Annotated in this window: 24 protein-coding genes and 1 pseudogene; 11 read left to right on the forward strand and 14 right to left on the reverse strand. The window is 73.0% G+C overall.

The features are described 5' to 3' along the window. Nucleotides 1-33: 33 nt before the first annotated feature. The 3 genes from K7854_RS01480 to K7854_RS01490 form a co-directional block, all read right to left on the reverse strand. Complete coding sequence (locus K7854_RS01480; protein ID WP_226024487.1) at nt 34-1,803, reverse strand: NAD+ synthase; 1,770 nt, start codon at nt 1,801-1,803, stop codon at nt 34-36. Nucleotides 1,804-1,886: 83 nt separating this feature from the next. Next, nucleotides 1,887-2,513 carry a DUF305 domain-containing protein gene (locus K7854_RS01485; RefSeq protein ID WP_226024488.1) on the reverse strand — a complete coding sequence of 209 codons (627 nt, stop codon included), beginning with the start codon at nt 2,511-2,513 and terminating at the stop codon, nt 1,887-1,889. Then, nucleotides 2,510-3,178 (reverse strand): thioredoxin-like domain-containing protein, encoded by a 669-nt coding sequence (locus tag K7854_RS01490; protein ID WP_226024489.1) that lies wholly within the window; start codon nt 3,176-3,178, stop codon nt 2,510-2,512. Before K7854_RS01490 ends, K7854_RS01485 begins: the two co-directional genes overlap by 4 nt. A gap of 291 nt (nt 3,179-3,469) precedes the next feature. Here K7854_RS01490 and glnA2 point away from each other — a divergent pair, with 291 nt between their 5' ends. Beyond that, a complete protein-coding gene (gene glnA2 / locus K7854_RS01495) occupies nt 3,470-4,831 on the forward strand; it encodes a gamma-glutamylpolyamine synthetase GlnA2 (protein ID WP_226024490.1) in 1,362 nt (453 codons plus the stop codon). Nucleotides 4,832-4,866: 35 nt separating this feature from the next. On the opposite strand, the gene K7854_RS01500 is transcribed toward glnA2, so the two are convergent. Both K7854_RS01500 and K7854_RS01505 read right to left on the reverse strand, forming a co-directional pair. Next, complete coding sequence (locus K7854_RS01500; protein ID WP_226024491.1) at nt 4,867-5,118, reverse strand: hypothetical protein; 252 nt, start codon at nt 5,116-5,118, stop codon at nt 4,867-4,869. Between the two features lie 148 nt (nt 5,119-5,266). Further along, nucleotides 5,267-7,342 carry a WD40 repeat domain-containing serine/threonine protein kinase gene (locus tag K7854_RS01505; protein WP_226024492.1) on the reverse strand — a complete coding sequence of 692 codons (2,076 nt, stop codon included), beginning with the start codon at nt 7,340-7,342 and terminating at the stop codon, nt 5,267-5,269. 337 nt (nt 7,343-7,679) lie between these two features. Between K7854_RS01505 and K7854_RS01510 the strand changes: the two genes are divergently transcribed. Together K7854_RS01510 and K7854_RS01515 are read left to right on the forward strand one after the other, a co-directional pair. After that, a complete protein-coding gene (locus tag K7854_RS01510; RefSeq protein ID WP_226024493.1) occupies nt 7,680-9,290 on the forward strand; it encodes an amidohydrolase family protein in 1,611 nt (536 codons plus the stop codon). Nucleotides 9,291-9,721: 431 nt separating this feature from the next. Then, the gene (locus K7854_RS01515) at nt 9,722-9,952 is read left to right on the forward strand and encodes a hypothetical protein (protein WP_226024494.1); all 231 of its coding nucleotides are present in this window, start codon (nt 9,722-9,724) and stop codon (nt 9,950-9,952) included. 6 nt (nt 9,953-9,958) lie between these two features. Here the strand turns inward: K7854_RS01515 and K7854_RS37770 are convergent, their stop codons facing one another. From K7854_RS37770 to K7854_RS01540, 5 genes and pseudogenes are all read right to left on the reverse strand, one after another. After that, nucleotides 9,959-10,129: a DUF397 domain-containing protein gene (locus K7854_RS37770; RefSeq protein WP_372480979.1), complete on the reverse strand. Its 171-nt coding sequence runs from the start codon at nt 10,127-10,129 to the stop codon at nt 9,959-9,961. Next, nucleotides 10,074-10,187 (reverse strand): annotated as a pseudogene (locus K7854_RS01525) (Scr1 family TA system antitoxin-like transcriptional regulator); the annotation flags it as partial. The pseudogene K7854_RS01525 and the gene K7854_RS37770, both read right to left, overlap by 56 nt. A 55-nt stretch (nt 10,188-10,242) precedes the next feature. Then, the gene (locus K7854_RS01530) at nt 10,243-11,115 is read right to left on the reverse strand and encodes an alpha/beta fold hydrolase (protein WP_226024495.1); all 873 of its coding nucleotides are present in this window, start codon (nt 11,113-11,115) and stop codon (nt 10,243-10,245) included. 71 nt (nt 11,116-11,186) lie between these two features. Beyond that, complete coding sequence (locus K7854_RS01535; protein WP_226024496.1) at nt 11,187-12,413, reverse strand: MFS transporter; 1,227 nt, start codon at nt 12,411-12,413, stop codon at nt 11,187-11,189. Nucleotides 12,414-12,528: 115 nt separating this feature from the next. Further along, entirely contained in the window at nt 12,529-13,581 is a 1,053-nt protein-coding gene (locus tag K7854_RS01540; RefSeq protein WP_226024497.1) for an endonuclease/exonuclease/phosphatase family protein, read from the reverse strand. A gap of 321 nt (nt 13,582-13,902) precedes the next feature. On the opposite strand from K7854_RS01540, the gene panB reads away from it, so the two are divergent. From panB to K7854_RS01555, 3 genes are all read left to right on the forward strand, one after another. Further along, nucleotides 13,903-14,778, forward strand: coding sequence for a 3-methyl-2-oxobutanoate hydroxymethyltransferase (gene panB, locus K7854_RS01545; protein ID WP_226024498.1), 876 nt, complete (start codon nt 13,903-13,905; stop codon nt 14,776-14,778). Nucleotides 14,779-14,968: 190 nt separating this feature from the next. Continuing rightward, nucleotides 14,969-16,000, forward strand: a complete 1,032-nt coding sequence (locus K7854_RS01550; protein WP_226024499.1) for an ATP-binding cassette domain-containing protein — start codon at nt 14,969-14,971, stop codon at nt 15,998-16,000. Continuing rightward, on the forward strand, nt 15,997-16,821 hold the full coding sequence (locus tag K7854_RS01555; protein ID WP_226024500.1) for an ABC transporter permease: 825 nt from the start codon (nt 15,997-15,999) through the stop codon (nt 16,819-16,821). Before K7854_RS01550 ends, K7854_RS01555 begins: the two co-directional genes overlap by 4 nt. Before the next feature lie 12 nt (nt 16,822-16,833). Here K7854_RS01555 and K7854_RS01560 read toward each other — a convergent pair whose 3' ends face one another. Beyond that, nucleotides 16,834-20,199, reverse strand: a complete 3,366-nt coding sequence (locus K7854_RS01560; protein WP_226024501.1) for an AfsR/SARP family transcriptional regulator — start codon at nt 20,197-20,199, stop codon at nt 16,834-16,836. Between the two features lie 238 nt (nt 20,200-20,437). Here K7854_RS01560 and K7854_RS01565 point away from each other — a divergent pair, with 238 nt between their 5' ends. Beyond that, a complete protein-coding gene (locus tag K7854_RS01565) occupies nt 20,438-21,235 on the forward strand; it encodes a site-2 protease family protein (protein ID WP_226024502.1) in 798 nt (265 codons plus the stop codon). A gap of 6 nt (nt 21,236-21,241) precedes the next feature. Here the strand turns inward: K7854_RS01565 and K7854_RS01570 are convergent, their stop codons facing one another. Beyond that, complete coding sequence (locus K7854_RS01570; protein WP_226024503.1) at nt 21,242-21,430, reverse strand: hypothetical protein; 189 nt, start codon at nt 21,428-21,430, stop codon at nt 21,242-21,244. 53 nt (nt 21,431-21,483) lie between these two features. Next, nucleotides 21,484-22,203 (reverse strand): NADPH-dependent F420 reductase, encoded by a 720-nt coding sequence (gene npdG / locus K7854_RS01575; protein WP_226024504.1) that lies wholly within the window; start codon nt 22,201-22,203, stop codon nt 21,484-21,486. A gap of 131 nt (nt 22,204-22,334) precedes the next feature. On the opposite strand from npdG, the gene K7854_RS01580 reads away from it, so the two are divergent. Beyond that, entirely contained in the window at nt 22,335-22,949 is a 615-nt protein-coding gene (locus K7854_RS01580) for a hypothetical protein (protein WP_052839956.1), read from the forward strand. 180 nt (nt 22,950-23,129) lie between these two features. After that, nucleotides 23,130-24,461, forward strand: a complete 1,332-nt coding sequence (locus K7854_RS01585; protein ID WP_226024505.1) for an MFS transporter — start codon at nt 23,130-23,132, stop codon at nt 24,459-24,461. A gap of 35 nt (nt 24,462-24,496) precedes the next feature. On the opposite strand, the gene K7854_RS01590 is transcribed toward K7854_RS01585, so the two are convergent. Beyond that, nucleotides 24,497-24,739 carry a hypothetical protein gene (locus K7854_RS01590; RefSeq protein ID WP_052839957.1) on the reverse strand — a complete coding sequence of 81 codons (243 nt, stop codon included), beginning with the start codon at nt 24,737-24,739 and terminating at the stop codon, nt 24,497-24,499. A gap of 57 nt (nt 24,740-24,796) precedes the next feature. Between K7854_RS01590 and map the strand changes: the two genes are divergently transcribed. After that, nucleotides 24,797-25,654, forward strand: coding sequence for a type I methionyl aminopeptidase (map, locus tag K7854_RS01595; RefSeq protein ID WP_189750008.1), 858 nt, complete (start codon nt 24,797-24,799; stop codon nt 25,652-25,654). A gap of 133 nt (nt 25,655-25,787) precedes the next feature. Continuing rightward, the gene (locus K7854_RS01600) at nt 25,788-26,435 is read left to right on the forward strand and encodes a biliverdin-producing heme oxygenase (protein WP_226024506.1); all 648 of its coding nucleotides are present in this window, start codon (nt 25,788-25,790) and stop codon (nt 26,433-26,435) included. The last annotated feature ends 13 nt before the right edge of the window (nt 26,436-26,448 follow it).

Here is a 26,448-nt window from a genome sequence, read left to right on the forward strand (position 1 = left end):
CCCCGGGGGGTGTGCCCACGGGGGTGTGCCGCCTCAGCCGGTCTCCCGCCAGCGGTTGGTGACCGGCAGGCGGCGGTCCTTGCCGAAGCCCTTGGGCGAGATCTTGGTGCCCGGCGGGTACTGCCGCCGCTTGTACTCCGCGGTGTCCACCATGCGCAGCGTCCTCGCCACCAGCTCCCGGTCGTACCCGGCGGCCACGATCTCGTCGGCGCCCCGGTCGCGGTCGACGTACAGGGCGAGGATCGCGTCCAGCACCGGGTAGTCCGGCAGCGAGTCGGTGTCGACCTGGCCGGGGCGCAGCTCCGCGCTCGGCGGCTTGGTGATCGAGTTCTCCGGGATCGGCGGGGTCCGGCCGCGGTCCCGGGCCGCGCGGTTGCGCCACTCGGCGAGCCGGAAGACCGAGGTCTTGTACACGTCCTTGATGGGCCCGTACGCGCCCACCGAGTCGCCGTACAGCGTCGAGTAGCCGACCGCCAGCTCCGACTTGTTGCCGGGGGCCAGGACCAGGTGGCCCTCCTGGTTGGAGAGCGCCATCAGCAGCGTGCCGCGCAGCCGGGACTGCAGGTTCTCCTCGGCCAGGCCGGTCAGCTCCAGCGCGCCCGTGTACGCGTCGAACATCGGCTCGATGGAGACGGTGCGGTAGTGCAGGCCGGTGCGCCGGGCCAGCTCGGCCGCGTCGTCCCTGGAGTGCCCCGAGGAGTACTTGGAGGGCATCGAGACGCCGTACACGTGCTGGGCGCCGAGCGCGTCGCAGGCGATCGACGCGACCAGCGCGGAGTCGATGCCGCCGGACAGTCCGATCAGCACCGAGCGGAAGCCGTTCTTCGTGACGTACGCGCGCAGGCCGGTGACGAGCGCCGAGTAGACCTCCTCGTCGTCGTCGAGCGGCTCGGCGTGGCCGCCGGACCGCCACGGCTCCCCGGCGGGCAGCGGCTCCTCATCCGCGGCCGGTCCGGGGAGCGTCACCCGGTCGATGCGCAGCCCGTCGTCCACGACGCCGGCGGGCGGCTCCGCCTCGGCGGCGGGCAGGTCGAGGTCGAGGACCATGCAGCCCTCGGTGAACTGCGGCGCGCGGGCCAGGACCGCCCCGTCCCGGTCGACGACGATCGAGTCGCCGTCGAAGACCAGCTCGTCCTGCCCGCCGGTCATGGCGAGGTAGGCGGTGGTGCACCCGGCCTCCTGGGCGCGTTTGCGCACCAGCTCCAGCCGGGTGTCGTCCTTGTCCCGCTCGTACGGGGAGGCGTTGACGGAGAGCAGCAGCCCGGCCCGCGCCGCGCGGGCGGCCGGCACCCGGCCGCCGTCCTGCCACAGGTCCTCGCAGATGGCCAGCGCCACGTCCACGCCGCGCACCCGCACCACGGGCAGGGTGTCGCCGGGCACGAAGTAGCGGAACTCGTCGAAGACCCCGTAGTTCGGCAGGTGGTGCTTGGCGAAGCGCAGCGCCACCTCGCCGCCGTGCAGCACGGCCGCCGCGTTCTGCGGGGCGCCGGCCGGCTGGCCGTACCTGGGCTGCGCGGTCGTCGAGCGGTCGAGGTACCCGACGACCACGGGGACCTCGCCGAGGCCCTCGTCCGCCAGCCGCGCCGCGAGGTCGCGCAGGGCGGTGCGGGATGCCTCGACGAAGGAGGACCTGAGGGCCAGGTCCTCCACCGGGTACCCGGTCAGCGTCATCTCCGGGAACGCCACCAGGTGCGCTCCCTGCCCGGCCGCGTGCCGGGTCCAGCGCAGGACGGATGCGGCGTTGCCGTCGATGTCGCCGACGGTGGAGTCGATCTGGTTCAGGGCGAGTCGTAGTCGGGGCACGGGTCCCACTGTAATCGTCAGAACGACGCAATGGGGCGTCGCGTGTGTTACGGCGTGATGTCCGGGACCTCACGCACGTGACCTCACGTCCGCGGCTTCGCGCCCCGCTCGGCCAGCAGGTCGGCCATCAGCCGGATCTCCGACTCCTGGGACTCCACCATCCCCTGAGCGAGCCGCTTCTCCACGCCGACCGTGCACCGCTCGACGCACCCCTTCGCCATGTGGACGCCGCCCTTGTGGTGCTCGGTCATCAGCTGGAGGTAGTAGACCTCGGCCTGCTTGCCGTCCAGCGTCCCGAGCTTCTTCATCTCGGCGTCGGTGGCCATCCCGGGCATCAGCGAGCCCTCACCGGCCAAGGGCGCGTCGCCCATGCCCATCCAGGTCATCGGCGGGTCGGAGGACACCTTGGGCAACGCCCACAGGTCGAGCCAGCCGATCATCATGCCGCGCTGGTTGGCCTGGGTCTGCGCGATGTCGTACGCGAGCCGCCGCACCTCCTCGTCGTCGGTGCGGTCGCGCACGATGTACGACATCTCCACGGCCTGCTGGTGGTGGACCGACATGTCCCGCGCGAACCCGGCGTCCGCGGAGTCGGCGGCCGGGACCCGGCTGCCGCCGTCGTCCCCGGCGACCGCGTAGGTGATCCCGCCGGCCGCGACGAGGACCGCCGCCGCGGCCCCCGCGATCCAGCCGGCCCGTTTCGGGGTCACTGGGACAGCCCGTTGGTGCACGCGGCCCCCGGCTCGGGGGTCTGCTCGCCCTGGACGAACTTCTCGAAGAACTTGTCCACGTTCGGGTCGTCGGCGCCGGTCACCGTGCGCTGGTGCCCCCAGGCGGACAGCATGATCGGGTCTTTCTGCTTGTCGTCGGGGCTCATCAGCGAGTACGGCGTCTTCTTGACCTTGGCGGCCAGCTTGTCGACGTCGGCCTTGGGGGCCTGGTCGGTGTACGTCACCCAGACGGCGCCGTGCTCCAGCGAGTGCACGGCGTTCTCGTTGTTCAGCGGCTTGGTGTAGACGTCGCCGTTGCAGTTCATCCAGACCTGGTTGTGGTCGCCGCCGACAGGGGGCTCGACGGGGTAGGACACCTTCTCGGTGACGTGGTTGCGCCCCAGGTCGCCCTCCCAGGTCCGTACGCCGTCCGCGCCGGTGACGAACTTGCCGGAGGTCTTGCCGTCGGAGGCCGTGTCGCCGGAGGAGTCGTCGGACTGCGACCGGACGAGGAACACGCCGCCGACGACGAGACCGGCGACGACCACGGTGCTCAGCGTGATCGTGAGGATCCGGTTCCGGCGGTTGCGGGCCTCCTCGGCGCGCCGCATCTCGGCTATGCGGGCCTGTCGCGCCGTGTTGCTGCTCTTCTTGGCGGAACCCATGGGGTGTTGCCCTTCTGGGAAGACTTCTGGAGACGGACGAGCGTGAGGGTCCGCTGATCGTAATGGCGCGGGGCCCGTCCTTCGTAGGGCGGGCACAGGATCCGTCCCGGCCGGATCCCCGGAATGGCCCGATCGAACAGGTGGCCTCTACGCTGCGGTCACGGGGTGGGCCGGCCGACGGAGGTCCGCAACGCATACGTAACGGCGCTGTGGTGTGATGCTCAGGTGCCCGGCCGCCTCCCGCCGTACCGGAGACAGGCGGCCTGACCAGCAAGGATGGGGAAGCGGAAGATGGACAAGCAGCAGGAGTTCGTGATCCGGACGCTGGAGGAGCGCGACATCCGGTTCGTACGCCTGTGGTTCACGGACGTTCTGGGCTTCCTCAAGTCCGTCGCCGTGGCCCCGGCCGAGCTGGAGCAGGCCTTCGACGAGGGCATCGGCTTCGACGGCTCAGCGATCGAGGGCTTCGCCCGGGTCTACGAGTCCGACATGATCGCCAAGCCGGACCCGTCGACCTTCCAGGTCCTGCCGTGGCGCGCGGAGGCCCCCGGCACGGCCCGCATGTTCTGCGACATCCTCATGCCGGACGGCTCGCCCTCCTTCGCGGACCCGCGCTACGTCCTCAAGCGCGCCCTGGCCCGCACCTCCGACCTGGGCTTCACCTTCTACACCCACCCGGAGATCGAGTTCTTCCTCCTGAAGGACAAGCCGGTCGACGGCTCGGTGCCGACCCCCGCCGACAACTCCGGCTACTTCGACCACACCCCGCAGAACATCGGCATGGACTTCCGCCGCCAGGCGATCACGATGCTGGAGTCGATGGGCATCTCGGTGGAGTTCTCCCACCACGAGGGCGCCCCCGGCCAGCAGGAGATCGACCTGCGGTACGCGGACGCGCTCTCCACGGCCGACAACATCATGACCTTCCGCCTGGTCATGAAGCAGGTCGCGCTGGAACAGGGCCTCCAGGCCACCTTCATGCCGAAGCCGTTCTCGGAGTACCCGGGCTCGGGCATGCACTCGCACCTGTCCCTCTTCGAGGGCGACCGCAACGCGTTCTACGAGTCCGGCGCCGAGTACCAGCTCTCCAAGGTCGGCCGCTCCTTCATCGCGGGCCTGCTGCGGCACGCGGCGGAGACCTCCGCGGTCACCAACCAGTGGGTGAACTCCTACAAGCGCATCTGGGGCGGCACCGAGCGCACGGCGGGCGCCGGCGGCGAGGCCCCGTCCTACATCTGCTGGGGCCACAACAACCGCTCGGCCCTGGTCCGCGTCCCGATGTACAAGCCCGGCAAGACCGGCTCGGCCCGCGTCGAGGTCCGCTCCATCGACTCCGGCGCCAACCCGTACCTGACCTACGCCGTTCTCCTGGCCGCCGGCCTCAAGGGCATCGAGGAGGGCTACGAACTCCCGCCGGGCGCCGAGGACGACGTCTGGGCCCTCTCCGACGCGGAACGCCGCGCCCTGGGCATCGAGCCCCTTCCCCAGAACCTGGGCGAGGCCCTCGCCCTGATGGAACGCAGCGACCTCGTCGCCGAGACCCTGGGCGAACACGTCTTCGACTTCTTCCTCCGCAACAAGCGCCAGGAGTGGGAGGAGTACCGGTCGCAGGTCACGGCCTTCGAACTGCGCAAGAACCTGCCGGTGCTGTAACTGGGCCGGGGGCGGCCGTCCGGCCGCCCCCTCCCCTACGCCTTGCCCGTGCCGGGCGGGCGCTTCCTCTCCTCGCGCCGGCTCGCGGCGTCCGATCCGCGCCATGCCATCCACCCGACGGCGCCGAGCGCGGCGAGGCCTGCCGCACCCGCGCCGAGCAGCTCACCGGTGGCGTCCGCCTGCCCTGGCGTCCGGGGGCGGAGCACGCCTTCAGGGTCCGCGACCACGGTCAGCTCCTGGCCGACGTCGTAGAGGTCGGTCGTCGTCTCCAGCTCCGGCCCGGGCACGCGGGAGCCGTCCTCGCGCCTCAGCTCGTACCCGATTCCTCGCCGAGGCGGCGTGGATCGAGCCTCCGACGGTATCCAAGGGGCTCACGTGACCCCGTGTCGGCGCCGGTCAGGACATCGCGCAACTCTTCCCGGCAGAGTGGGGGGCTCAGCGAGCGGTCCCCGAGGGGAGCTTCCACAGGCGTACGCCGGTGTTCTTGGTCGCTTCGGACTCGGTGGTGCCCGGGGCCGGGGTCTCCTCGGGGGCGCCGCCGCCCGCGGTGCTGCCGGCGAGGAACCGTCCGTCCGGGCTGAAGGCCAGTTCGCGGATGTCGGCGCCGAAGCCGGTCTCGTCGTCGGCCAGGATGGCGCTGGGCTTGCGGTCGGCCAGGTTCCACAGGAGCACCCGGCCTTCGGCGGTGACGGCGAGGGTCCTGCCGTCGGGGCTGAACGCCAGGTCCCGGGCCTCGGTGACGAAGCGGTGGGTGAGGGTGGCCTTCAGGCGGCCGGTGGTCACGTCCCACAGCCGTACGCCGCTGCCCTGGCCGCCGGTGGCGAGGGTCTTGCCGTCGGGGCCGAAGGCGACGGCGTAGGTGACGTCCTCCAGGGCGAGGTCGTGGCGCGGACCGCCCTGGCCGTAGGGCTCCGGGTCGAGCCGGGTCAGGTCCCACAGCTTGGCCGGCTCGTTCTCCACCTGGTAGCGCTGGTCGGAGAAGTCGCCCACGGAGGCGAGTGTCCTGCCGTCGGGGCTGAACGCCATGTCCGTCGCGTGCAGGTTCTGCGACAGGTGGGCCCGCGGGTCCGCGCTGCGGCGGCCGAGGTCCCACAGGTTGGCACCCGCACTGTCGCCCAGGGCGATCCACTTGCCGTCGGGGCTGAGGGCGAGGGAGTAGGCCGTTTCCTCGATGCGGCGGACCTCCCGGCGCCGGACCACGTCCCAGACGCCGACCAGGTGGGTGCCGGTTCTCGTGACCAGGGTCTTCCCGTCGGCGCCGAACGTCACGCCGACCACTGGGCTCGGGTCCCCGGACCAGTTCTTCTCGGTGAGCGTGGCACGCACCTTGCGGGTGGCGGCGTTCCACAGCCGCACCTTGCCGTCCTCGCCGCCGGTGGCGAGCGTCGCGCCGTCCGGGCTGAACGCGACGCCGCTGGTCCCTTCGGCGAAGATGTCGGTCGCCGCGACCACGGGATACGGCTGCTTGCTCTTCGGGGGCTTCCCGGACGAGGGCAGCAGCGTCACGACCAGGACGACGACCAGCGCGATGGCGGCGACAACGCCGAGCAGGGCGGCGTACGGCGGGGTGGACGGGGTCTCGGCGTCGGCGTCCGGGGCCGGGGTGCGCGCCGGGGCCGTGGCGGTGGGCGCGTCCGGACCGGTCGCCGGGGGCGCGGACACGACGGTGGGGGTGCGGCCGTCGTCGAAGTCCCCGTTCGCCGCCCGGCCGCAGAGCCGGATCACCTCGGCGGGCGTCGGCCGGCGTGCCGGGTCCTTCTCCAGGCACAGCGCCACGACGCCGCGCACGGACTCGGGGCAGTCGTCGAGGTCGGGGGCCGCCTCCAGGATCCGGTACGCCACTCCGTGGTCGCTGCCGCCGCCGAAGGCCAGCCTCCCGGTCGCGGCGAAGTGGGCGACGAGGCCGAGCGCGAACACGTCACCGGCCTCGGTGACCTCCTGCCCCCGGATGTACTCGGGCGCCATGTAGGCCGGCGTCCCGGCGCGCATCCCCGTGGCGGTCAGGGCGGTGACGTCCGCGGCGCGGGCGATGCCGAAGTCGATGACCTTGGGTCCGTCGGCGGTGAGGACGATGTTGGAGGGCTTCAGGTCGCGGTGGATCACCCCGGCCGCATGGATCGTCTCCAGCGCCTCGGCGACCCCGGCCGTCAGCGCGAGCACCTCGGCGGCGGGCAGCGGTCCCCGTTCGCCGACGGCCTGCTGGAGGGAGGGCCCGGGGGCGTAGGCCGTGGCCAGCCAGGGCTCGTCGGCCTCCAGGTCGGCCGCGACGACGGGCACGGTGTAGAGCCCCTGCACCCGCCGGGCCGCCGCGACCTCCAGCGCGAACCGCCTGCGGAACTCGGGGTCGGCGGCGTACGCCCGGTGGACGACCTTGACGGCCACGGCGCTCCCGGCGGGCGTACGCCCCAGGTAGACGCGCCCCATCCCGCCCTCGCCCAGCAGCCGCTCCAGCCGGTAGGGACCGATCTCGGCCGGTATGCCACTGGCGGGACGGGACATACGGTCCGTCATTCCGCGTTTCCGCTACTGCCGCAGCTGCTCCTGAACCAGTGCCTCATGTCTCCCCCAGCAGCACCTGCTCGACGAAGGGCCGGTGATTCCTCGGCGGTCAGGGCCCCGGCGCGGATGGCACCATAGCGCAGTTCACGGTCCGCAGCTGCCGTGGGTCACCGAAGGGCGGCTGCTGTAGGCGGTGTTGGCCCTGCCGACCGCCGTGCCGGTCATGTGTCCCCCGATCCAGCCAAAAAAGATGAATCTTCAACTTAATAGTTGAACGCTCAACTTACTCAGTCTAGTGTCGGAGCTGTGGAGAAGACCCACAAGACGCTCGCAGACGAGGAGACGTCCGGTGATCGGAAGAGCGGGAGACGAGAGCGAGTCGGGGGAGTCGGCCGCTGCGCGGCAGGGGCGGCGTGGCTTTCTGAAGGCCTCCGCGGCGGCCGCCGCCGGGGCAGGCCTGTTCACCGTCGGTTCGGCGGCGCCGAGTGCCGCCCAGGAGGGCGGCGGTGACCGGCCGCCGAAGGACACCGGGCGGCCCGGGCGCCGTTACCTCATCCGGGGCGGTGCGGTGATGTCCATGGACCCGGACGTCGGCGACTTCGAGACGGCCGACGTCCTGGTCGAAGGCAAGAAGATCGTCGACGTCCGGCCCGGCATCCGCGCGGCCGGCGCCGACGTGATCGACGCGCGGGGGCGCATCGTCGTGCCGGGCTTCGCCGACACCCACCACCATCAGTTCGAGACGGCACTGCGCGGAACCCTCGCCGACGCGGTGCTCTTCGACGACCACTCGGGCTCGCCGAGCGCGGTCCCCAACTACGCCGATTTCGTCCTCACCCGGATGGCACCGGCGTACCGACCGCAGGACGTCTACATCAACGTGCTGTTCTCGGGCCTCACGCAGCTCGACGCCGGCATCACGACGGTGCACGACACCTCACAGATCCACCATTCCCCCGAGCACTCCGACGCCTCCGTCCAGGCGCTCGTCGACAGTGGGCGGCGGTCGGTGCTCCAGTACACCGCGGGTGATGCGCGCCCCGAATCCCGGTTCCCGGAGGATGCCCATCGCCTGCGGAACCGGTGGTTCTCCTCCGACGACCAACTGGTGGGCATGGCCATGGGCGGCGAGTTCTACGCCGGCGGCGAGGAGTCGTGGTCCCGGGCCTGGAAGATCGGCCGCCAACTGGGCCTGCAGATCACCGCGCACGTCGTCTCCGGCTCGGGAGTCGGGCCCGTCGTCGACGACTTCGCCCAGGGCACCGCCGGAATCGACAAGGACCTCGGAGCGGGAGACGACACCCTGTTCATTCACATGACAGGCGTGTCGGACATGGCGTGGCGGCGGTTCCGGGACGCCGGCGTGCAGGTCTCGGCGGCCTTCCCGATCGAAATGGCCATGCGCCACGGAACGCCGCCCATCCTCAAGATGCAGGAACTCGGCATGGAGCCCTCACTCAGCTCCGACGTCGAGACGACGATGGCTCCCGATCCGTTCACGCTGATGCGCTCCGCGTTCACCATGCAGCGCATGCTGGTCAACCAGATGATCCTGGAGCAGGGCGACTTCATGCCGCCCGACCACTGGCCGACACCGGCCGAGGGGACGCCGGACCTGCTCACCGTCCGCGACGTGCTGCGCTTCGCGACTCTCAACGGCGCCAAGCACCTGCGGCTGGACCACAAGTCCGGCTCGCTCACCCCCGGCAAGGAGGCCGACATCGTCCTCCTCGACGCGACCGCACCCCATGTGACCCCGCTCAACAACGTGCCGGGAGCGGTCGTCTCGCTGATGGACCGGAGCAACGTCGAGACGGTGATCGTCGCGGGCAAGGTACGCAAGTGGCGGGGCCGGCTGCTCGACGTGGACCTGCACCGGCTGAGCGGCGAACTCGAGGCGTCCCGCGATCACCTCTTCAAGACGGTCGGCGTCAAGCGGGACCTGTTCGGGCCGAGTTGACCCGGAAGGGGATGCCGGGCAGGCGGCGATGGCGTTGTGTCACACCCAGATGTGTCACACCCCGGTGCGCCGTGGACCGGCCCCGGATCGGTCCCGGAAACCCCCGGTATCTCCACAGCGTTCATCGCTCGGTCGCACGGTCGGGGCGCGGTCACCGCCCACTGGCCGGACCGCGCGCGTCGCGGCGCCGCAGAGCCCTTCGCCCCAGGGGATGGCGTGAAGATCCGGACGGTTTCCCCGACCGCATTCACACACTGGTGAAGTCGGCGGCGCCGGGCAGCGGCGGGCAGCGGCTCGTCGATGGTGGGCCGTTCGACCCCGTGCTTTGATCGGTGCGCGGCACGCCGGTGGCCCTGCCGGAACCCCCAACTCCGGACGTCGGGCCTGCGCACCGCACCGCTCCCCTTCCCCACGAAAGGAACAGACCTGCCATGAAGACTGTCCCCCAGGTCGAGACGGCCGAGATCTCCGACGCGGACCTGGACCAGGTGTCCGGCGGCATCGGCCTCACCGCGAGCACGGCCCTCTTCGCGGGCGACGGCGCCCTCGGTGCCGGCCTCCACGCGGAGTCCGGCCCGTTCGCCTTCACCGGCGGCATCGGCGCCTCGGCGCCCTTCGGCGGCGCGGCGGCCCAGGGTCAGGTCCACACGACGATGGCCTGAGCCCGGTCAGGACATCCGGGCCGCCGCCCCCACGAACCCCGTCCACGCCGTCCTGGTGACGGCGAGGCGGGGGCCGTGGGGGCGCTTGGAGTCGCGGACGTGGATGGTGGCGGAGGCTATCGGTGCCGTCCTCGAACTTGAGCACCTGCATTCGTCCGCCTCCCGGGTGGTCGCCACGAGACGTGGGCATCACCTGGATCTCCACATGGCGCAGTTGCGCCACTTCCAGCAGGTGCGCACGGGATGCGGCCACCCTGTCACCCGGACGTGCGGCACCGTTCCCGGCGGCGTCAGCGGCCCGCGCGGTGCGTCAGCGACGTCAGGATCTCCTCGGCGTGCGTCCACAGCAGGGCCCCGCCGATGCCGGGGACGACACGGCGGCGGGCGCCGGGGATGCGGGAGGCGAGCAGGGCGCCGTTGTCGGGCGAGTGGGCGGTGTCGTGCTCGCCGTACCAGATGTCGACGGGCAGGGCGAGGGAGCCGAGGGCGAAGGGCCACCGTCCCATGGCCAGGACGGTGTCGCGGGCGTAGCCGGCCGCCGCGCCCCGGGCGAATCCCTCGGCGAGGGCTTGGCGGTAGGCGGCAAAGAAGCCTGGGTCCCGGTACACGGCGAGGTCGCAGTCCGGGCTTCCGTCCATGACCAGGTCCCACATCCTTTCGGCGTCGAAGCCCGCGAAGAACTCCTCGGCGCCTGAAGGGTCGTGCACCGCGCGTTCGGTCAACGCACGCAGTTCGGCGGGCAGTACGGCGGCGAACTCGGGGGCCGCCACCTCGTCGGCGGCCGATACCAGGGCCAGCGCGGAGGCGAAGCCCGCCGCCGCGCAGGCGAGGGCGAACGGAGCGCCCTGCGAGTTGCCGACCACGGCGGGGCGGTCGATGCCGCGCCGGGCACACAACTCCCGTGCATCGGCGGCGAAGTCGGCGAAGGTCCGGCCGGGGGCGGGCGTGGACGCGCCCAGGCCGGGCCGGTCGACGGAGACGAGGCGGATGCCGATCGCGGCCACGGCGCCGGGGCCGAAGCCGAGGCTTCGGCTGGTGGCCGCGCCGGGGCACAGCAGAACCGGCGTGCCTTCCTGCGGGCCCCACTCGGCCCAGCCGAGCAGGCGTCCGTCCGGCAGCCGGGTCTCACCGAGGCGGGCGGGGGCGGTGGTGTGGACGATCATGGCCCCATCATGCTGCGGGGCGGGCCGCTTGGCACCGCCCTTTCCGCCGACGCGCGCCGGACGGGGGCCCGTCACCGCCGTACCGACTCTGCCGCCTCCGGCACGTGCCCCGCGACCACCCGCTCGCGACCGGTGACCCAAGTGGTGGCCGCGTGCCGCCGGTCCACCGCCCAGGCCGTGCCCGCGACCGCGAGGCCGAGGACCGCCAGGGCCGCGCCCGCCGTCGCCGGGGAGGTGACCCCGAAGCCCGCGGCCAGCGCGAGGCCGCCGATCCAGGCGCCGCCCGCGTTGGCCAGGTTGAAGGCGGCCTGGTTGGCGGAGGAGGCCAGGGAAGGGGCGGCCGCTGCCTTCTCCATGACCATGAGCTGGAGGGGCGAGCCGGTGACGAAGGCGGCCATGCCGAGCAGGGCCACCGACGCGGCCGCCGTGACCGGCGTACGCATCAGGAGGGGGAACAGGGCGAGGACCACGACCAGGGAGGCCAGGCCGCCGAAGAGGGTGCCGCGCAGGGAGTGGTCGGCCAGGCGCCCGCCCAGCAGGTTGCCCGCGGTGGCGCCGACGCCGAAGAGGGCGAGCAGCAGCGTCACGCTGGTCTCGGCGAACCCGGCGGCGTCGGTCAGCATCGGCGTGATGTAGCTGTAGGCGGCGAAGAGCGCGCCGAAGCCCGCGACCGTCGTGCCCAGCGCCAGCCAGACCGGCAGGGAGCGCAGGGCGGCCAGTTCGCCGCGCAGGCCGGTGGCGGGGGCGGGGGCGCTGTCGCGCGGGATGAGGAGGGCCAGCGCGGCTATCGCCGCCACGCCGATGGCGCTCACGCCGAGGAAGGTGGCCCGCCAGCCGAGCTGCTGGCCCATCGCGGTGGCGGCCGGGACGCCGACGATGTTGGCGACGGTGAGGCCGAGGAACATCAGGGAGACGGAGCGGGCCTTGCGTTCCGGCGCGACCATGCCGGTGGCGACGACCGCGCCGACGCCGAAGAAGGCGCCGTGCGGCAGGCCGCTGACGAAGCGGGCGGCCAGCAGGGAGACCTCGCCGGGGGCGACGGCCGACAGGGCGTTGCCCGCCACGAAGAGCGCCATGAGGGCGATCAGGACGGCCCGGCGGGACATCCGGGTCGTGGCCGCGGCGAGCAGCGGGGCGCCGATGACGACGCCGAGCGCGTAGGCGGAGACGAGGTGGCCGGCGGTGGGGATGGAGATGTCCAGGTCGTCCGCGACGTCGGGCAGCAGGCCCATCATCACGAACTCGGTGGTACCGATGCCGAAGGCGCCCACGGCAAGGGCGAGCAGGGCCAGGGGCATGAAGGGTCTCGCCTTTCGAGAGCGGAGTGCGTACGGGAGGGACGGGTCCAGGGGGACGACTGTATGTTCCCGTACGGAACAAAGACTCTCAGGGCGGGTATTCCGCAGGCGAATTTCAGGAAGCCGTTGTGTCGACCTTCACACGCGCGGCGATCGGCAGGTGGTCGCTGCCGGTCGCCGGGAGGGTCCAGCTGGTCATCGGTTCCACGCCGGTGACCAGGATCTGGTCGATGCGGGCCATCGGGAAGGAGGCCGGCCAGCTGAAGCCGAAGCCGTCGCCCACGGCGCCCTGCGGGGAGCGCAGCTGGGAGGTGATCGCGGTGAGCGAGCGGTCGTTCATGGTGCCGTTGAGGTCGCCGAGGAGGATCTTGCGGGGCAGCTTCTCGTCGGCGATGGCCTCACCCAGGGCGTCGGCGCTCTTGTCCCGCTGCCGGGCGGTGAACCCGGCCTCCAGCTTCACCCGTACGGAGGGCAGGTGGGCGACGTAGACCGCGATCGGCCCGGACGGGGTGGTGACGGTGGCGCGCATCGCGCGCTTCCAGCCCAGCTCGATGTCGACCGGCTTCACGGCGCTGACCGGGTACTTGCTCCACAGCCCGACGGTGCCGACGACCGCGTGGTGCGGGTACTTCGCCGCCAGCGCCTTCTCGTACGTCGGTACGGCGGACGCCTTCAGTTCCTCCAGGGCCAGCACGTCCGCACCGGCGGCGGCGACGGCACGGGCGGTACCCGCCGGGTCGGCGTTGTCGGCGTTGACGTTGTGCGTGGCCACCGTGAGGTCGCCGCCGGAGCCGGTCTTGTCGAAGAGCAGGCCGCCGAAGAGGTTGAGCCACACGCTCACCGGCAGAATCAGCGCGATCAGCGCCGTCGCCGACTTGCGGACCAGGGCGATCACCAGCAGGACCGGGATCAGCAGACCGAACCACGGCAGGAAGGTCTCGGTGAGGCTGCCGAGGTTGCCGATGGCGTTCGGGATGTGCGAGTGGGCCGCCATGACCGCCGCCAGGAGCAGCGCGACCGCGGCGGTGACCAGGCCCCGGCGCCAGATCCGGCGGTCGCCGCGCCAGCCGCCGACCGCCCGGCCGAGCAGGCGCCGAATCCGGGTCTCCCGGCGCTCTGGGTCCGAGCCGCCGCCGTCCGTCTCCGTCATGTACGCCTGCTGCGCCATACCGTCGCCTCACTGCCTGCTGTGCACACCGTCGCCCCCTGTGACTCAGCACCATAGGGGATGATCGGTTCCGATCCCGCCGTCCCTGGACGGCCGTACGGGCACGAGGACGTACGGGCCGCCCCACGGAGTTCCGTACTGCGCCGGGACGGGCGGCTCTGTGACACAACGGGCACATTTGCCCCCGTGAGCCACGCCCTGCCCCTCAGACGGAGCCGGTGACTGGGGTCCCCTAGCCGTCGGGGCGCGACAAGTGCCACCATGGAAGGGATCCGGGGACGCCGTCAGGGTGCCTCGAGATGACATGAAGGAGCCGTTGCCATGACGCAGCTTTCGGCTGCCCAGACGCCGCAGCGCACCCCCGCCGACGGGAGCAGGGCGCTGTACGGGGGCAAGATCAACCGCCGTATCACCGTCCGGGACATCACCGCCGCCAAGGAGCGCGGCGAGAAGTGGCCCATGCTCACCGCGTACGACTCGATGACCGCGTCCGTCTTCGACGAGGCCGGCATCCCGGTCATGCTCGTCGGCGACTCCGCGGGCAACTGCCACCTCGGCTACGAGACCACCGTGCCGGTCACGCTGGACGAGATGACGATGCTCTCGGCCGCGGTCGTCCGGGGCACCAGCCGCGCCCTGATCGTGGGCGACCTGCCCTTCGGTTCCTACCAGGAGGGCCCGGTGCAGGCGCTGCGCTCGGCGACCCGGCTGGTCAAGGAGGCCGGGGTCGGGGCGGTCAAGCTGGAGGGCGGTGAGCGGTCGCACGAGCAGATCCGGCTGCTCGTCGAGTCCGGCATCCCCGTCATGGCGCACATCGGCCTCACCCCGCAGTCCGTCAACTCCATGGGCTACCGGGTGCAGGGCCGCGGCGAGGAGGCGGCCCAGCAGCTGCTGCGCGACGCCAAGGCGGTGCAGGACGCGGGCGCCTTCGCGGTCGTCCTGGAGCTGGTGCCGGCCGAGCTGGCCGCCGAGGTGACCCGGACGCTGCACATCCCGACGGTCGGGATCGGCGCAGGTCCGGACACCGACGCCCAGGTGCTGGTGTGGACCGACATGCTGGGGCTGACCGGCGGCCGGGTGCCGAAGTTCGTCAAGCAGTACGCCGACCTGCGCAAGGTCATGGGCGACGCGACGAAGGCGTACGCCGAGGACGTGGTCGGCGGCACCTTCCCCGAGGACGAGCACTCCGTCCACTAGCTCCGTCGGCCCGTTCCGCCCACCCGTAGACCATCGCGGTACGACCACCGGCCCCGCCGATCTTCCCCCGTCGGCGGGGCCGAGTGCTTCCCCGGGGCGGGGCGGGGGTGTCTGCGGGACGTCGGTGGAACCGGGCGGCTGTCGGCGGGATGTCGGTGGTTTGTCGGTGGGGCCTGCCATCGTCTGGGGCATGAAGCGAATCGACGACATCCCCCGGGCCGCGGACAGCGCGGTCACCGTGCGGGGGCTGGTCAAGCACTACGGCGAGACCAGGGCGCTGGACGGCGTCGACCTGGACGTGCGCGAGGGCACCGTGATGGGCGTGCTCGGGCCGAACGGCGCCGGCAAGACCACCCTCGTACGCATCCTGTCCACCCTCATCGCCCCCGACTCCGGCCAGGCGCACGTCGCCGGGTACGACGTGGTGCGCCAGCCGCGGCAGCTGCGCCGGGTGATAGGACTGACCGGGCAGTACGCCTCCGTGGACGAGAAGCTCCCCGGCTGGGAGAACCTCTACATGATCGGCCGGCTGCTCGACCTGTCCCGCCGGGACGCGCGCAGCCGCGCCGACGAGCTGCTGGAGCGGTTCTCGCTCACCGAGGCGGCCAAGCGGCCCGCCTCCACCTACTCCGGCGGCATGCGGCGCCGCCTCGACCTGGCCGCGTCCATGATCGGGCACCCGGCCGTGCTGTTCCTGGACGAACCGACCACCGGCCTCGACCCGCGCACCCGCAACGAGGTGTGGGACGAGGTCAAGCGGATGGTCGGCGACGGCGTCACCGTGCTGCTCACCACCCAGTACATGGAGGAGGCCGAGCAGCTCGCCTCCGAGCTGACCGTCGTGGACCGCGGCAAGGTCATCGCGAACGGCGGCATCGAGGAGCTGAAGGCCAAGGTCGGCGGCCGCACCCTGCGGGTCCGCCCGGCCGACCCGCTGCAGCTGCGCCCGCTCGCCGCCTACCTGGACGAGCTGGGCATCACCGGGCTCGCCAGTTCCACGGTGGACGCCGAGCGCGGTGCCGTGCTGGTGCCGATCCTCAGCGACGAGCAGCTGACGGCCGTGGTCGGCGCGGTCACCGCCCGCGGCATCACCGTCTCCGCGGTCACCACCGAACTGCCCAGCCTGGACGAGGTCTTCCTGTCCCTCACCGGCCACCGCGCCAGTGCTCCGCAGGACCCCGCCCCGGCCACCGACGACACCCGCGAGGAGGTCGCCGTATGAGCGCCGCCACGTACGCGCCCGACGCCCGGACCGCCCCGGACGCGCGGATCACCCCGCGCGCCCACCTCCGGCACACCGGCGCGCTGATCCGCCGCAACCTGCTGTGGATCCGGCAGGACCCGGAGTCGATGTTCGACGCCATCCTCTTCCCGATCGTCTTCACGCTGCTGTTCGTGTACGTGTTCGGCGGCTCCATCGGGCAGTCCCTGGGCGGCGGTCAGCAGGCGTACGTGCAGTACGTCATCCCCGGCCTGATGGCCATGATGGGCATGAACATGGCCCAGGGGGTGGGGACCGGCTTCAACCAGGACTTCAACTCCGGTGTCATGGACCGCTTCCGGTCGCTGCCGATCGGCCGCGGCTCGGTGCTGTTCGCGAAGATCGCGGTGGAGTTGCTGCGGATGCTGTTCGCGACCGCGGTGCTGCTGGTCGTCGCCGTCCTGGTCGGCTTCGACATCACCGACTGGGCGGGGCTCCTGGCCTCGGTGGGGCTGTCCGCGGTGTTCGGCTCGGCGCTGATGTGGGTGTTCCTGACCCTCGGCGTGATCATGAAGAACGCGCAGTCCGTGCAGGCGATGGGATTCCTGGTGCTGATGCCGCTGCAGTTCGGCTCGTCGATCTTCGCGCCGACCGACTCGATGCCCGGATGGCTGCGGGCGTTCACGGACTACAACCCGCTGTCCTCGCTGGCGGACACCGCGCGCGGCCTGATGGTCGGCGGCCCCGTGGCGCACGACCTGTGGGTGACGCTGGGCTGGTCGGCCGTGCTGACGGCGGTGATGGCGCCGATCGCCGTCCACAAGTTCCGCACCAAGAGCTGAACCGCGCACGCGTCAGACGAGGGCGACGGCCTCCTTCGGGGAGAGCCGGCCGCCCTCGGCGTACGCGGCGTCGTAGGCCTCGGTGCCGAGCGCCTCGCGGACCCGCTCGACGGCCCGCCCGCGCGCGTCCCGCTCCATGCCCGTGGCCACGTGCCCGGGCGGCAGCATCGCGTCGGCGGCGCCGATGCACCGGGCGCCGTCCGCGGCCCGCCCTCCGCCGTCCAGGCGGGCCAGGGCCATCGCGGCGATGGTCAGGTACGCGGAGCGCATGTGCGGGGCGATGGCCGCGGACAGCGGGTCCTCGGCCTTGTGCAGCGAGGTGCGGATGCCGCTCAGACACTCCTCGTGCCGGCCCTCCAGCGTGGCGAGCCACGCCTCGGCGGCGATGATGAACGCGTCGAAGACGACGAAGTGGGCGATGGAGAACTCCTCGCGCAGCAGCCTCAGCTGCTCGCCGGCCTCGGCGGTGCGCCCCGTCATGCCCAGGTGCCCGGCGAGGAACAGCCGGGCGGCGGGCATCGCGCCGTTGTGGCCCGCCCCCGCCGTGCGGTCGATCACCTCGCGCAGGACCCGCTCGCCCCGCTCCGGGTCGCCCGCCTCCAGGAGCACGCTGCCGAGGCGGGCCTGGAGGACGTCCACCTGGGCGTGCGCGCCGAGCCGCTCGGCGTGCTTGGCGGCGGCCCGGTAGTCGGCGGCGGCCAGCCGGTACTCGCCGACGCGCTCACGGGCCTCGGCCCGCCCGGAGAGCGCCTCGGCCATGCCCCAGGCGTCGCCGAGCCGGTCGTAGATCTCCAGCGACTCGTCGGCGTCGCGGACCGCGTCGCCGGCCCAGTCGGTGCGGTTGGCGAGCATGTTGGCGCGCATCTGCAGGGCGCCGGCCAGCTCCCACTCGTAGCCCGGGGTCTCGCGGCAGGTGCGCACGGTGGCGTCCATGATCTTGCGCAGCCGCGCCATGTCACCGGTGAGCATCACGGAGTAGAACCAGAGCAGGCCGGGGCTGGAGCAGGTCTGGGGCATGCCCGGCTCGTAGGTGTCCGCGATGACGCGCAGCTTGCGCTGGGCCGCCGGGTTCTGCCAGGCGTCCAGCTCGGTGTCCATGCAGGCCAGATGGGCCAGGTGCACCCCTCGCCAGGCCTCGGCGAGGACCTCGCCGGTCATCGGGGGCGGCGCCGAGGTGCAGCGCTCCCAGACCGGCCGGGCGCGGGTGACCGGTTCGGTGAAGGGGTCCGGGCCGAGCGCCATGACCTCGGCGAACCAGTTACGCGCCTCCACCCGCAGGTCGCGCATCTGCCAGTACCAGACCAGCGACAGCGCCAGGCACAGCGCCTCCTGCTCGTCGCGCTCGGCGATGGCGTGGCGCAGCGCGGTGCGCAGGTTCTCGTACTCGCGCTCCAGCCGCTCGATGGCGGCGAGCTGCCGCGCGCCGCGCAGCAACGGGTCGGTGGTGCGGGCGAGTTCGCGGTAGTACGTCAGATGGGCGCGGGCCGCGGCGGGCCGCCCGCCGGTCTCGTCGAGGCGTTCGCCGGCGTATTCGGCGACGGTCTCCAGGAGCCGGTAGCGCATGCCGTCGCCGGATAGGCGGTCGGTCACGGGCGCCGCCACGACGAGGGACTTGTCGACGAGGGAGCCGAGGGCGTCCAGCGCGGCGGGCCCGCACACGGCCTCCGCGGCGGCGAGGTCGCAGCCGCCCGCGAAGACGGACAGCCGTCCCAGCACCTCGCGTTCGCCGGCGTCGAGCAGGTCCCAGGACCAGTCGACGACCGCGCGCAGCGTCTGCTGGCGGGGCAGGACGGTGCGGCTGCCGGAGGTGAGCAGGCGGAAGCGGTCGTCCAGCCGGTCGGCGATCTGGCGCGGGGTGAGCATGCGCAGCCGGGCGGCGGCCAGTTCGATGGCCAGCGGCAGGCCGTCGAGGCGGCGGCAGATCTCGGCGCAGGCGGCGGCGGTCTCCTGGTCGGCGTCGACGCGGAAGCCGGGGCGGGCGGCGGCGCCCCGGTCCGCGAGCAGCCGCAGCGCGGCGGGCTCGGACAGCGGCTCCACGGGACGCAGCGACTCGCCCCGTACGCCGAGGGGTTCGCGGCTGGTGGCGAGGACGGTGAGGTGGGGGCAGCGGGCGAGGAGTTCCTCGGTGAGGCGGGCGGCGGCGTCGACGACGTGCTCGCAGTTGTCGAGGACGATCAGCATGCGGCGCCGGCCGCAGTGCTCGACCAGCCGCTCGACGGCACGGGCCTGCCCGTCGGCGCCGGTGACGGCCCGCATCTCCTCGGCGCCGGCGCGGTAGAGCACCGTCTCCCGGGCGCCGACGGCGGTCAGCACGGCCTCCGGTACGTCGGCGGGGTCGTCGACGGGAGCCAGCTCGGCCAGCCACACCCCGTCCCGCGCCACCTCCCCGGCGCCCTCGGCGGCCTCCTGCGACAGCCGGGTCTTCCCGGCGCCGCCGGGCCCGAGCAGGGTGACGAGCCGGGTGGCCGCCAGGTCGGCCCGCAGCGCCTCCACGTCACCGTCCCGCCCGACGAAGGAGGTGAGCCGGGCCCGCAGATTGCCCCGGGGGCGGGCAGCGGTGGCGGGTGCGCGGGGCGCTTCGGCGGGCGCGGACGCCCCGGGCGAGCGGGGCGTCCCGGTCCCCGGTGGGGCGTCGGCGGGCACGGGCCTGGCCGGGTCGGCGGGCGCCAGCAACCCGCCGTGCAGGGCGCGCAGCTCCGGTCCCGGGTCGGTGCCCAGACGGTCGGCGAGGAGGCGGCGCACGTCCTCGTAGGCGGCCAGCGCCTCGGCGGTGCGGCCGGTGTCGCGCAGCGCGCGCAGCCGCAGCGCCTGCAGGGGCTCGTCCAGGGGGTGGCCGTCGCACAGCGCGGTCAGCTCGGGCAGCGACTGCTCGGCCTGCCCGAGGTCGAGGGCGGCGGTGTGGCGGGCCCGCAGGGCGTCCAGGCGCCGGGTCGTCCAGCGGGCCGTCTCGGCGGTGCGGTCGGGCAGGTCGGGCAGGACGGGGTCGCGCCACAGCGCGAGGGCGTCGTCGAGCACGGCGGCGGCCTTGGCCGCGTCGCCGTCGGCGAGGGCGCGGGTGCCCTCACCGGCGAGCCGCTCGAAGCGGTGCAGGTCGACGTCGTCGGGGACGGCGGCGAGCCGGTAGCCGCCGTCGGCGGACACGACCGCATCCGCGCCCAGCGCCCGGCGCAGCCGCCCGACCAGCGCCTGCAGGGCGCCCGGCGCGTCGGCGGGCGGGTCCCCGTCCCAGACCTCCTCCACCAGCAGTCCCGCGGGGACGGCGCGGCCGGCCCGGAGGGCGAGCACGGTCAGCAGGGCACGCAGCCGCGCCCCGCCGAGCGGGACGGCCGTGCCGTCGGGACGGAGTACCTGTGTGGTGCCGAGGATGCGATAGCGCACGGCCCCATTGTCCCCGCTGCCGTCGGAGCCGGTCACGGGGTTTTGGCCGCCCGGCGTGGCCGGGCTCCCCCGGCCCGCTCCGCGGCACGGTCCCCGCCCCGTGCCGCGGCACGCCGTCCCGCCCTCTCCCCCGGTCCCGGAACCGTCCGCCCCGCACGGGACGTTCTCCCCGTGCGCCCGGTACGGTCGGGCAGTCCCGCAGGTGCCAGCCGCGCGAGTCCGACAGTCAGGGAGTGCCATGTCCACCGCCACCGCCCGCCCCAGTGACCGGAGGATCAGTCCCGTCTTCCTCGGGATCGTCGCCGTCGCCGCGGTCACGGGCTGGGCCACCTGGACCGGCTTCGCCGAGCAGCCGGGGCTCGCCGTCTTCCTGTTCGTCACCGCCGCGTGGGTCGTCTCGCTGTGCCTGCACGAGTACGCGCACGCCCGCACCGCCCTGCACAGCGGCGACATCTCGGTCGGCGCGAAGGGCTACCTCACGCTGAACCCGGTGAAGTACACGCACGCGCTGCTGAGCATCGTGCTCCCGGTGCTCTTCGTGATCATGGGCGGGATCGGCCTGCCCGGCGGCGCCGTCTTCATCGAGCGCGGGCGGATCCGGGGGCGCTGGCGGCACAGTCTGATCTCGGCGGCGGGCCCGCTGACCAACGTGCTGTTCGCCGTGGTGTGCACGGCGCCGTTCTGGCTGGACGCGCTGGACGGCGTGCCGCGGGACTTCCGGCTCGCGCTGGCGTTCCTCGCGCTGCTCCAGGTGACGGCGGCGATCCTGAACTTCCTGCCGGTGCCGGGGCTGGACGGCTACGGCGTGATCGAGCCCTGGCTGTCGTACAACGTGCGGCGGCAGGTGGAGCCGCTCGCGCCGTTCGGGCTGCTGATCGTGTTCGCGCTGCTGTGGATCCCGGCGCTCAACGGCGCCTTCTTCGACGCGATCGACGCGCTGCTGCGGGGCCTCGGGATCGGCGAGATCGACACGTACTGCGGCTTCGAGCTGTACCGCTTCTGGCAGACCGACCCGCTGTGCACGCCGGGCGGCTGACGCCGGTCAGGAGGCGGCGGACGTGCGCCGGGCGTCCCGGCCGCGCTTGACGTAGTACCAGCACATGTTGGACGACAGCCCCGACAGCAGCACCCACACGACGCCGATCACGACGCTGCCCTGCACGAAGGAGACGACGGCGGCGGCCACCGCGAGGACGCAGACGACCAGGGCGTAGAGGGCGAGGCGGGGCATGGGAACGGCTCCTGTCGGGGGGACACTGGTACCGACCAGTGTCCCCCATCGCCTCATACGTCCGTGACGCGGAGCCCGGCGTGCGCCTTGTAGCGGCGGTTGACGGAGATCAGGTTGGCGACCAGCGACTCGACCTGGTGGGCGTTGCGCAGCCGTCCGGCGAAGACGCCGCGCATGCCGGGGATGCGCCCGGCGAGGGCCTGCACGATCTCCACGTCGGCGCGCTCCTCGCCGAGGACCATCACGTCGGTGTCGATCTCGTCGATCTCCGGGTCCTGGAGGAGGACCGCCGAGAGGTGGTGGAAGGCGGCGGCGACCCGGCTGTCCGGCAGCAGGGCGGCGGCCTGCTCGGCGGCGCTGCCCTCCTCGGGCTTGAGCGCGTAGGCGCCCTTCTTGTCGAAGCCGAGCGGGTTGACGCAGTCGACGACGAGCTTGCCGGACAGTTCCGCACGCAGGGATTCCAGGGTCTTGGCGTGTCCGTCCCACGGTACGGCGACGATCACGACGTCGCTGCGGCGGGCGGTCTCGGCGTTGTCGGCGCCCTCGACGCCGTGCCCGATCTCCTCGGCGGCGGCCTCGGCGCGCTCGGCGGCGCGGGAGCCGACGATCACCTTCTGGCCGGCCCTGGCGAGGCGGTAGGCGAGGCCCTTGCCCTGGGGCCCGGTGCCGCCGAGCACGCCGACGACCAGCCCGGAGACGTCGGGCAGGTCCCAGGGGTCCTTGGCCGGGGCCTTGGCGGGGGCCTTCTGTGCAGCACTGTCGGTAGAGGTCATGGGCCGACCCTACGTCCGTGACGGCCGGTCCCGGGGTACGGGTCCCGCCGGGCGGAGGGCGGTCCCCGGGCCGGGTGAATCCGGGGCGAACGCCGGACCGCGCGGCCGGGGTTGCGGCAGGATGCGGCCGCATGGACGCCGTACGGGTCGCGCTGCTGCGGGAAGTGCTCGCCGGGACCGAGTGGCTGGGGGCCACCCGGAGGTTCGCGGGGGCGCTGCGGGGGTCGGTGGTCCCGCACGGGGGCGGCCTGCTGCTGGTGGGCACCCCCGGGTTCGAGCCCTGGCACCTGGCGGCGCACCTGGTGGACGAGGCCGCCTGGTCGGGGACGCCGGAGCTGGCGCCGACGCTGGTCCGGCACGACGCGCGGCCCTCGGACCCGGCGCATCTCGCGGTCGGCCTCGGGCGGCTGGCGGCGGCCCGGCGCGGCGAGACGCTGCTGGTGGTCACGCCCGACGACCCCGGCGCCCCGCTGCTCGAGCGGGTGCACGACGCCCGCCGGGCCGGTGCGACGGTGCTGGCGCTGGGCACCGACCGCGAGCCGGGCGAGCGGGAGCTGACGGCGATGGCGCACGAGACGCTGACCGTCCCGGACGGCGCCGAGCTGGACCTGGACACGGTGCAGCACCTGGTCAGCGCCTCGGCCGGGGAGAACGCGGTGCCGCCACCCCGCGGCCGCCGCCGCTTCCGCGACCGCCTCTCCCGCCTCGCCGACCACCTGACGGCCCCACCACCGTCGGGCTGGTGACGGGCTTGCCGGAAAACCCGCCGCGCCCTCGCTTGCGGCTCCGCCCTCGCACACCGCACCAACCTCCCCACCCCCCTCGCCTCGCCGACCGCCCTGCAGCCCCACCACCGTCGGGCTGGTGACGGACCCGCCGGAAAACCGGTTGCCCGTGCTCCGGCGGCGGCCGGACGATGACCCCTCGTGACCGAGACCTCCCCCACCGACGCCCCCGCCGACAGACCCGCGGGCCCGCCCACCGGCCTGCGTGCCCTGCTGCCGGACCTGTCCCCCTGGCGGGCCTCCCGGGACTTCCGGCGGCTGTGGGTCTCGGGGCTGATCACGAACTTCGGCAGCTTCCTGACGTTCGTCGCGCTGCCGGTGCAGATCAAGGAGCTGACGGGCTCGGCGGCCGCGGTGGGCGCGATCGGTGCCGTGGAGCTGGTGCCGCTGGTGGTGTTCGGGCTGTACGGCGGTGCGCTGGCCGACGCCTGGGACAAGCGGCGGCTGATCCTGTGGACGGAGGCCGGTCAGGGCGTCCTGTGCGCGGCGCTGCTGGTCAACGCGCTGATGCCGAGCCCGGCCGTGTGGCCGCTGTACGTGATCGCCGCGTTCACCTCGGCGCTCGGCGCGGTCCAGCGCCCGGCCCTGGACTCCCTGATCCCGCGGATCGTGGCCCACGAGCACCTGCCGGCCGCCGCCTCGCTGAACGCACTGCGCTGGCAGGTCGGCGGGATCGCGGGCCCGGCGCTGGCGGGCGTGGTGGTGGCGTACGCCGGCCTCGGCTGGGCGTACGCGGTGGATCTGGTCACCTTCGCCGCCTCGGTGGCGCTGGTGGTCGGTCTCGCCTCCGCGCCCGCCTCGCACGAGGCGCGCAGGCCGTCCTGGGCGGCGATCGCCGAGGGCGCCCGGTACGCGTGGAGCCGCAAGGAACTGCTGGGCACGTACGCGGTCGACGTCGCGGCGATGCTGCTGGCGATGCCCCTCGCGGTGCTGCCCTTCCTGGCCGACGAGCTGGACGCCGAGTGGTCGCTGGGCCTGATGTACGCGGCGATCCCGGCGGGCTCGCTGCTGGTGAGCGTGAGCAGCGGCTGGACCTCGCGGGTGCACCGGCACGGGCGGATGGTGGTGCTGGCGGCGGCCGGGTGGGGCGCGGCGATCGCCGCGGCGGGCTTCGCCGGGAACGTGTGGCTGGTGCTGCTGTGCTTCGTGCTCGCCGGGGCCTGCGACATGGTCAGCGGCGTCTTCCGCAGCGCGATGTGGAACCAGACCATCCCGGACGAGCTGCGCGGCCGGCTCGCCGGGATCGAGCTGCTGTCGTACTCGGTGGGCCCGCAGCTCGGCCAGGTCCGGGCGGGCGGCACGGCCGCGCTCACCGGGGTGCGGGCGTCGGTGTGGTCGGGCGGGCTGCTGTGCGCGGGCGCGGTGGGGCTGCTGGCGCTGTGCCTGCCGACGATGATGACGTACGACGCGCGGACGAACGAGCACGCGGTGCGGCTGCGCGAGAAGCGCGCAGCCGCCGCCGCGAGCGGGTGACCGGCCCGCGCCTGACTGGCCGGCTCGGCGCGTGCTCAGTCGTCCCGGTCGCCGTCGGCACCGCCCGCCGAGGAGGCGTCGTGCCACCGGGGGTCGTTCTCCCACTCGAGGTTGCGCTCGCGGGCGGTCTGCATCGCGTGCTCGGCCTCGGTGCGGGAGGCGTACGGCCCGAAGCGGTCCCGGCCCGGGCAGTCCGGGCCCTCCTCGACCTTCTGGTGCTCCAGGCAGTAGTACCACTCGCCCGGTTTGCCGACCGTGCGCTTCTTGAACAGGGCCATGGACAGCTCCTCTCGCCACCGACATGTTCCCCCACGGCCGCTGGTTAGACTCGCTGCATGTCTGGCCAGTCGCTGCTCGTACCAGGGGAGCTGTCCCCCACCCGTTCCGTGCCCGGAAACATCCGCCGGCCCGAGTACGTCGGCAAACCCGCGCCGACGCCGTACACCGGTCCGGAGGTGCAGACGCCCGAGACGATCGAGGCGATGCGCGTGGCCGGGCGGATCGCGGCGCGGGCGATGGAGGAGGCCGCGAAGCACATCGCGCCCGGTGTGACGACGGACGAGCTGGACCGGGTGGCGCACGAGTACATGTGCGACCACGGCGCCTACCCCTCGACCCTCGGCTACCGGGGCTTCCCGAAGTCCCTGTGCAGCTCGGTCAACGAGGTGATCTGCCACGGCATCCCCGACTCCACGGTGCTGCGCGACGGCGACATCGTGAACCTCGACGTGACCGCGTACATCGGCGGGGTGCACGGCGACAACAACGCGACCTACCTGGTCGGCGACGTGGACGAGGAGAGCCGGCTGCTGGTCGAGCGGACCCGGGAGTCGCTGGCCCGCGCGATCAAGGCGGTCAAGCCGGGCCGGCAGATCAACATCATCGGCCGGGTCATCGAGTCGTACGCCAAGCGGTTCGGGTACGGGGTGGTGCGGGACTTCACCGGCCACGGCATCAACTCCTCGTTCCACTCGGGCCTGATCGTCCCGCACTACGACAGCCCGCACGCGACGACCGTGATCCAGCCCGGGATGACCTTCACCATCGAGCCGATGCTGACGCTCGGGACCCACGAGTACGACATGTGGGACGACGGCTGGACGGTCGTGACGAAGGACCGCAGGCGGACGGCGCAGTTCGAGCACACGCTGGTGGTGACGGACTCGGGCGCCGAGATCCTCACGCTGCCCTGACGACCTCGTACGCCCGGAACGGCCCGCTCTCCCCGGAGGGCGGGCCGTTTCGCGTCGCGGTGGGTAGGCTTTTACCGACAGGCCGTCGGCAAGCCTATTGACTTAGGTAAGCCTAACCATAGAAAATCCCGCCATGGACTCCTTCTCGACCCTCATCCGCACGGCGTCCCACGAGCAGCACGTGGAGGCGGAGACCTCCACCTTCATGAGCGACCTGCTCGGGGGCCGGCTCGGCGTGGACGCGTACGCGCGCTACACCGAGCAGCTGTGGTTCGTCTACGAAGCCCTGGAGGCCGGCGCCGGACGGCTGGCGGCCGACCCGGTGGCCGGGCCGTTCGTCCGGCCGGAGCTGCTCCGGCTGGCCTCCCTGGAGCGGGACCTGGCGCACCTGCGCGGCGCCGGCTGGCGCGCGGGGCTGACCGCCCTGCCCGCCACCGAGGCGTACGCGGCCCGGGTGCGCGAGTGCGCCGAGGAGTGGCCGGCCGGGTACGTCGCCCACCACTACACGCGCTACCTCGGCGACCTGTCGGGCGGGCAGATCATCCGCGACAAGGCCGAACGGACCTGGGGTTTCGCGCGGAAGGGCGACGGGGTCCGCTTCTACGTCTTCGAGGAGATCCCCAACCCGGCCGCCTTCAAGCGGGAGTACCGCGAGCTGCTGGACGGCATCCGCGCGGACGACCTGGAGAAGCAGCGGGTCGTCGCCGAGTGCAAGCGCGCCTTCGCGCTGAACACGGCGGTGTTCCGGGCGCTCGGCGAGGAGTTCCCGCTGTCCGCCTGAGCCGGTCGCCGGC

This window comes from Streptomyces hyderabadensis, from assembly GCF_020404845.1.
In the GTDB taxonomy this organism is placed as follows: domain Bacteria; phylum Actinomycetota; class Actinomycetes; order Streptomycetales; family Streptomycetaceae; genus Streptomyces; species Streptomyces hyderabadensis.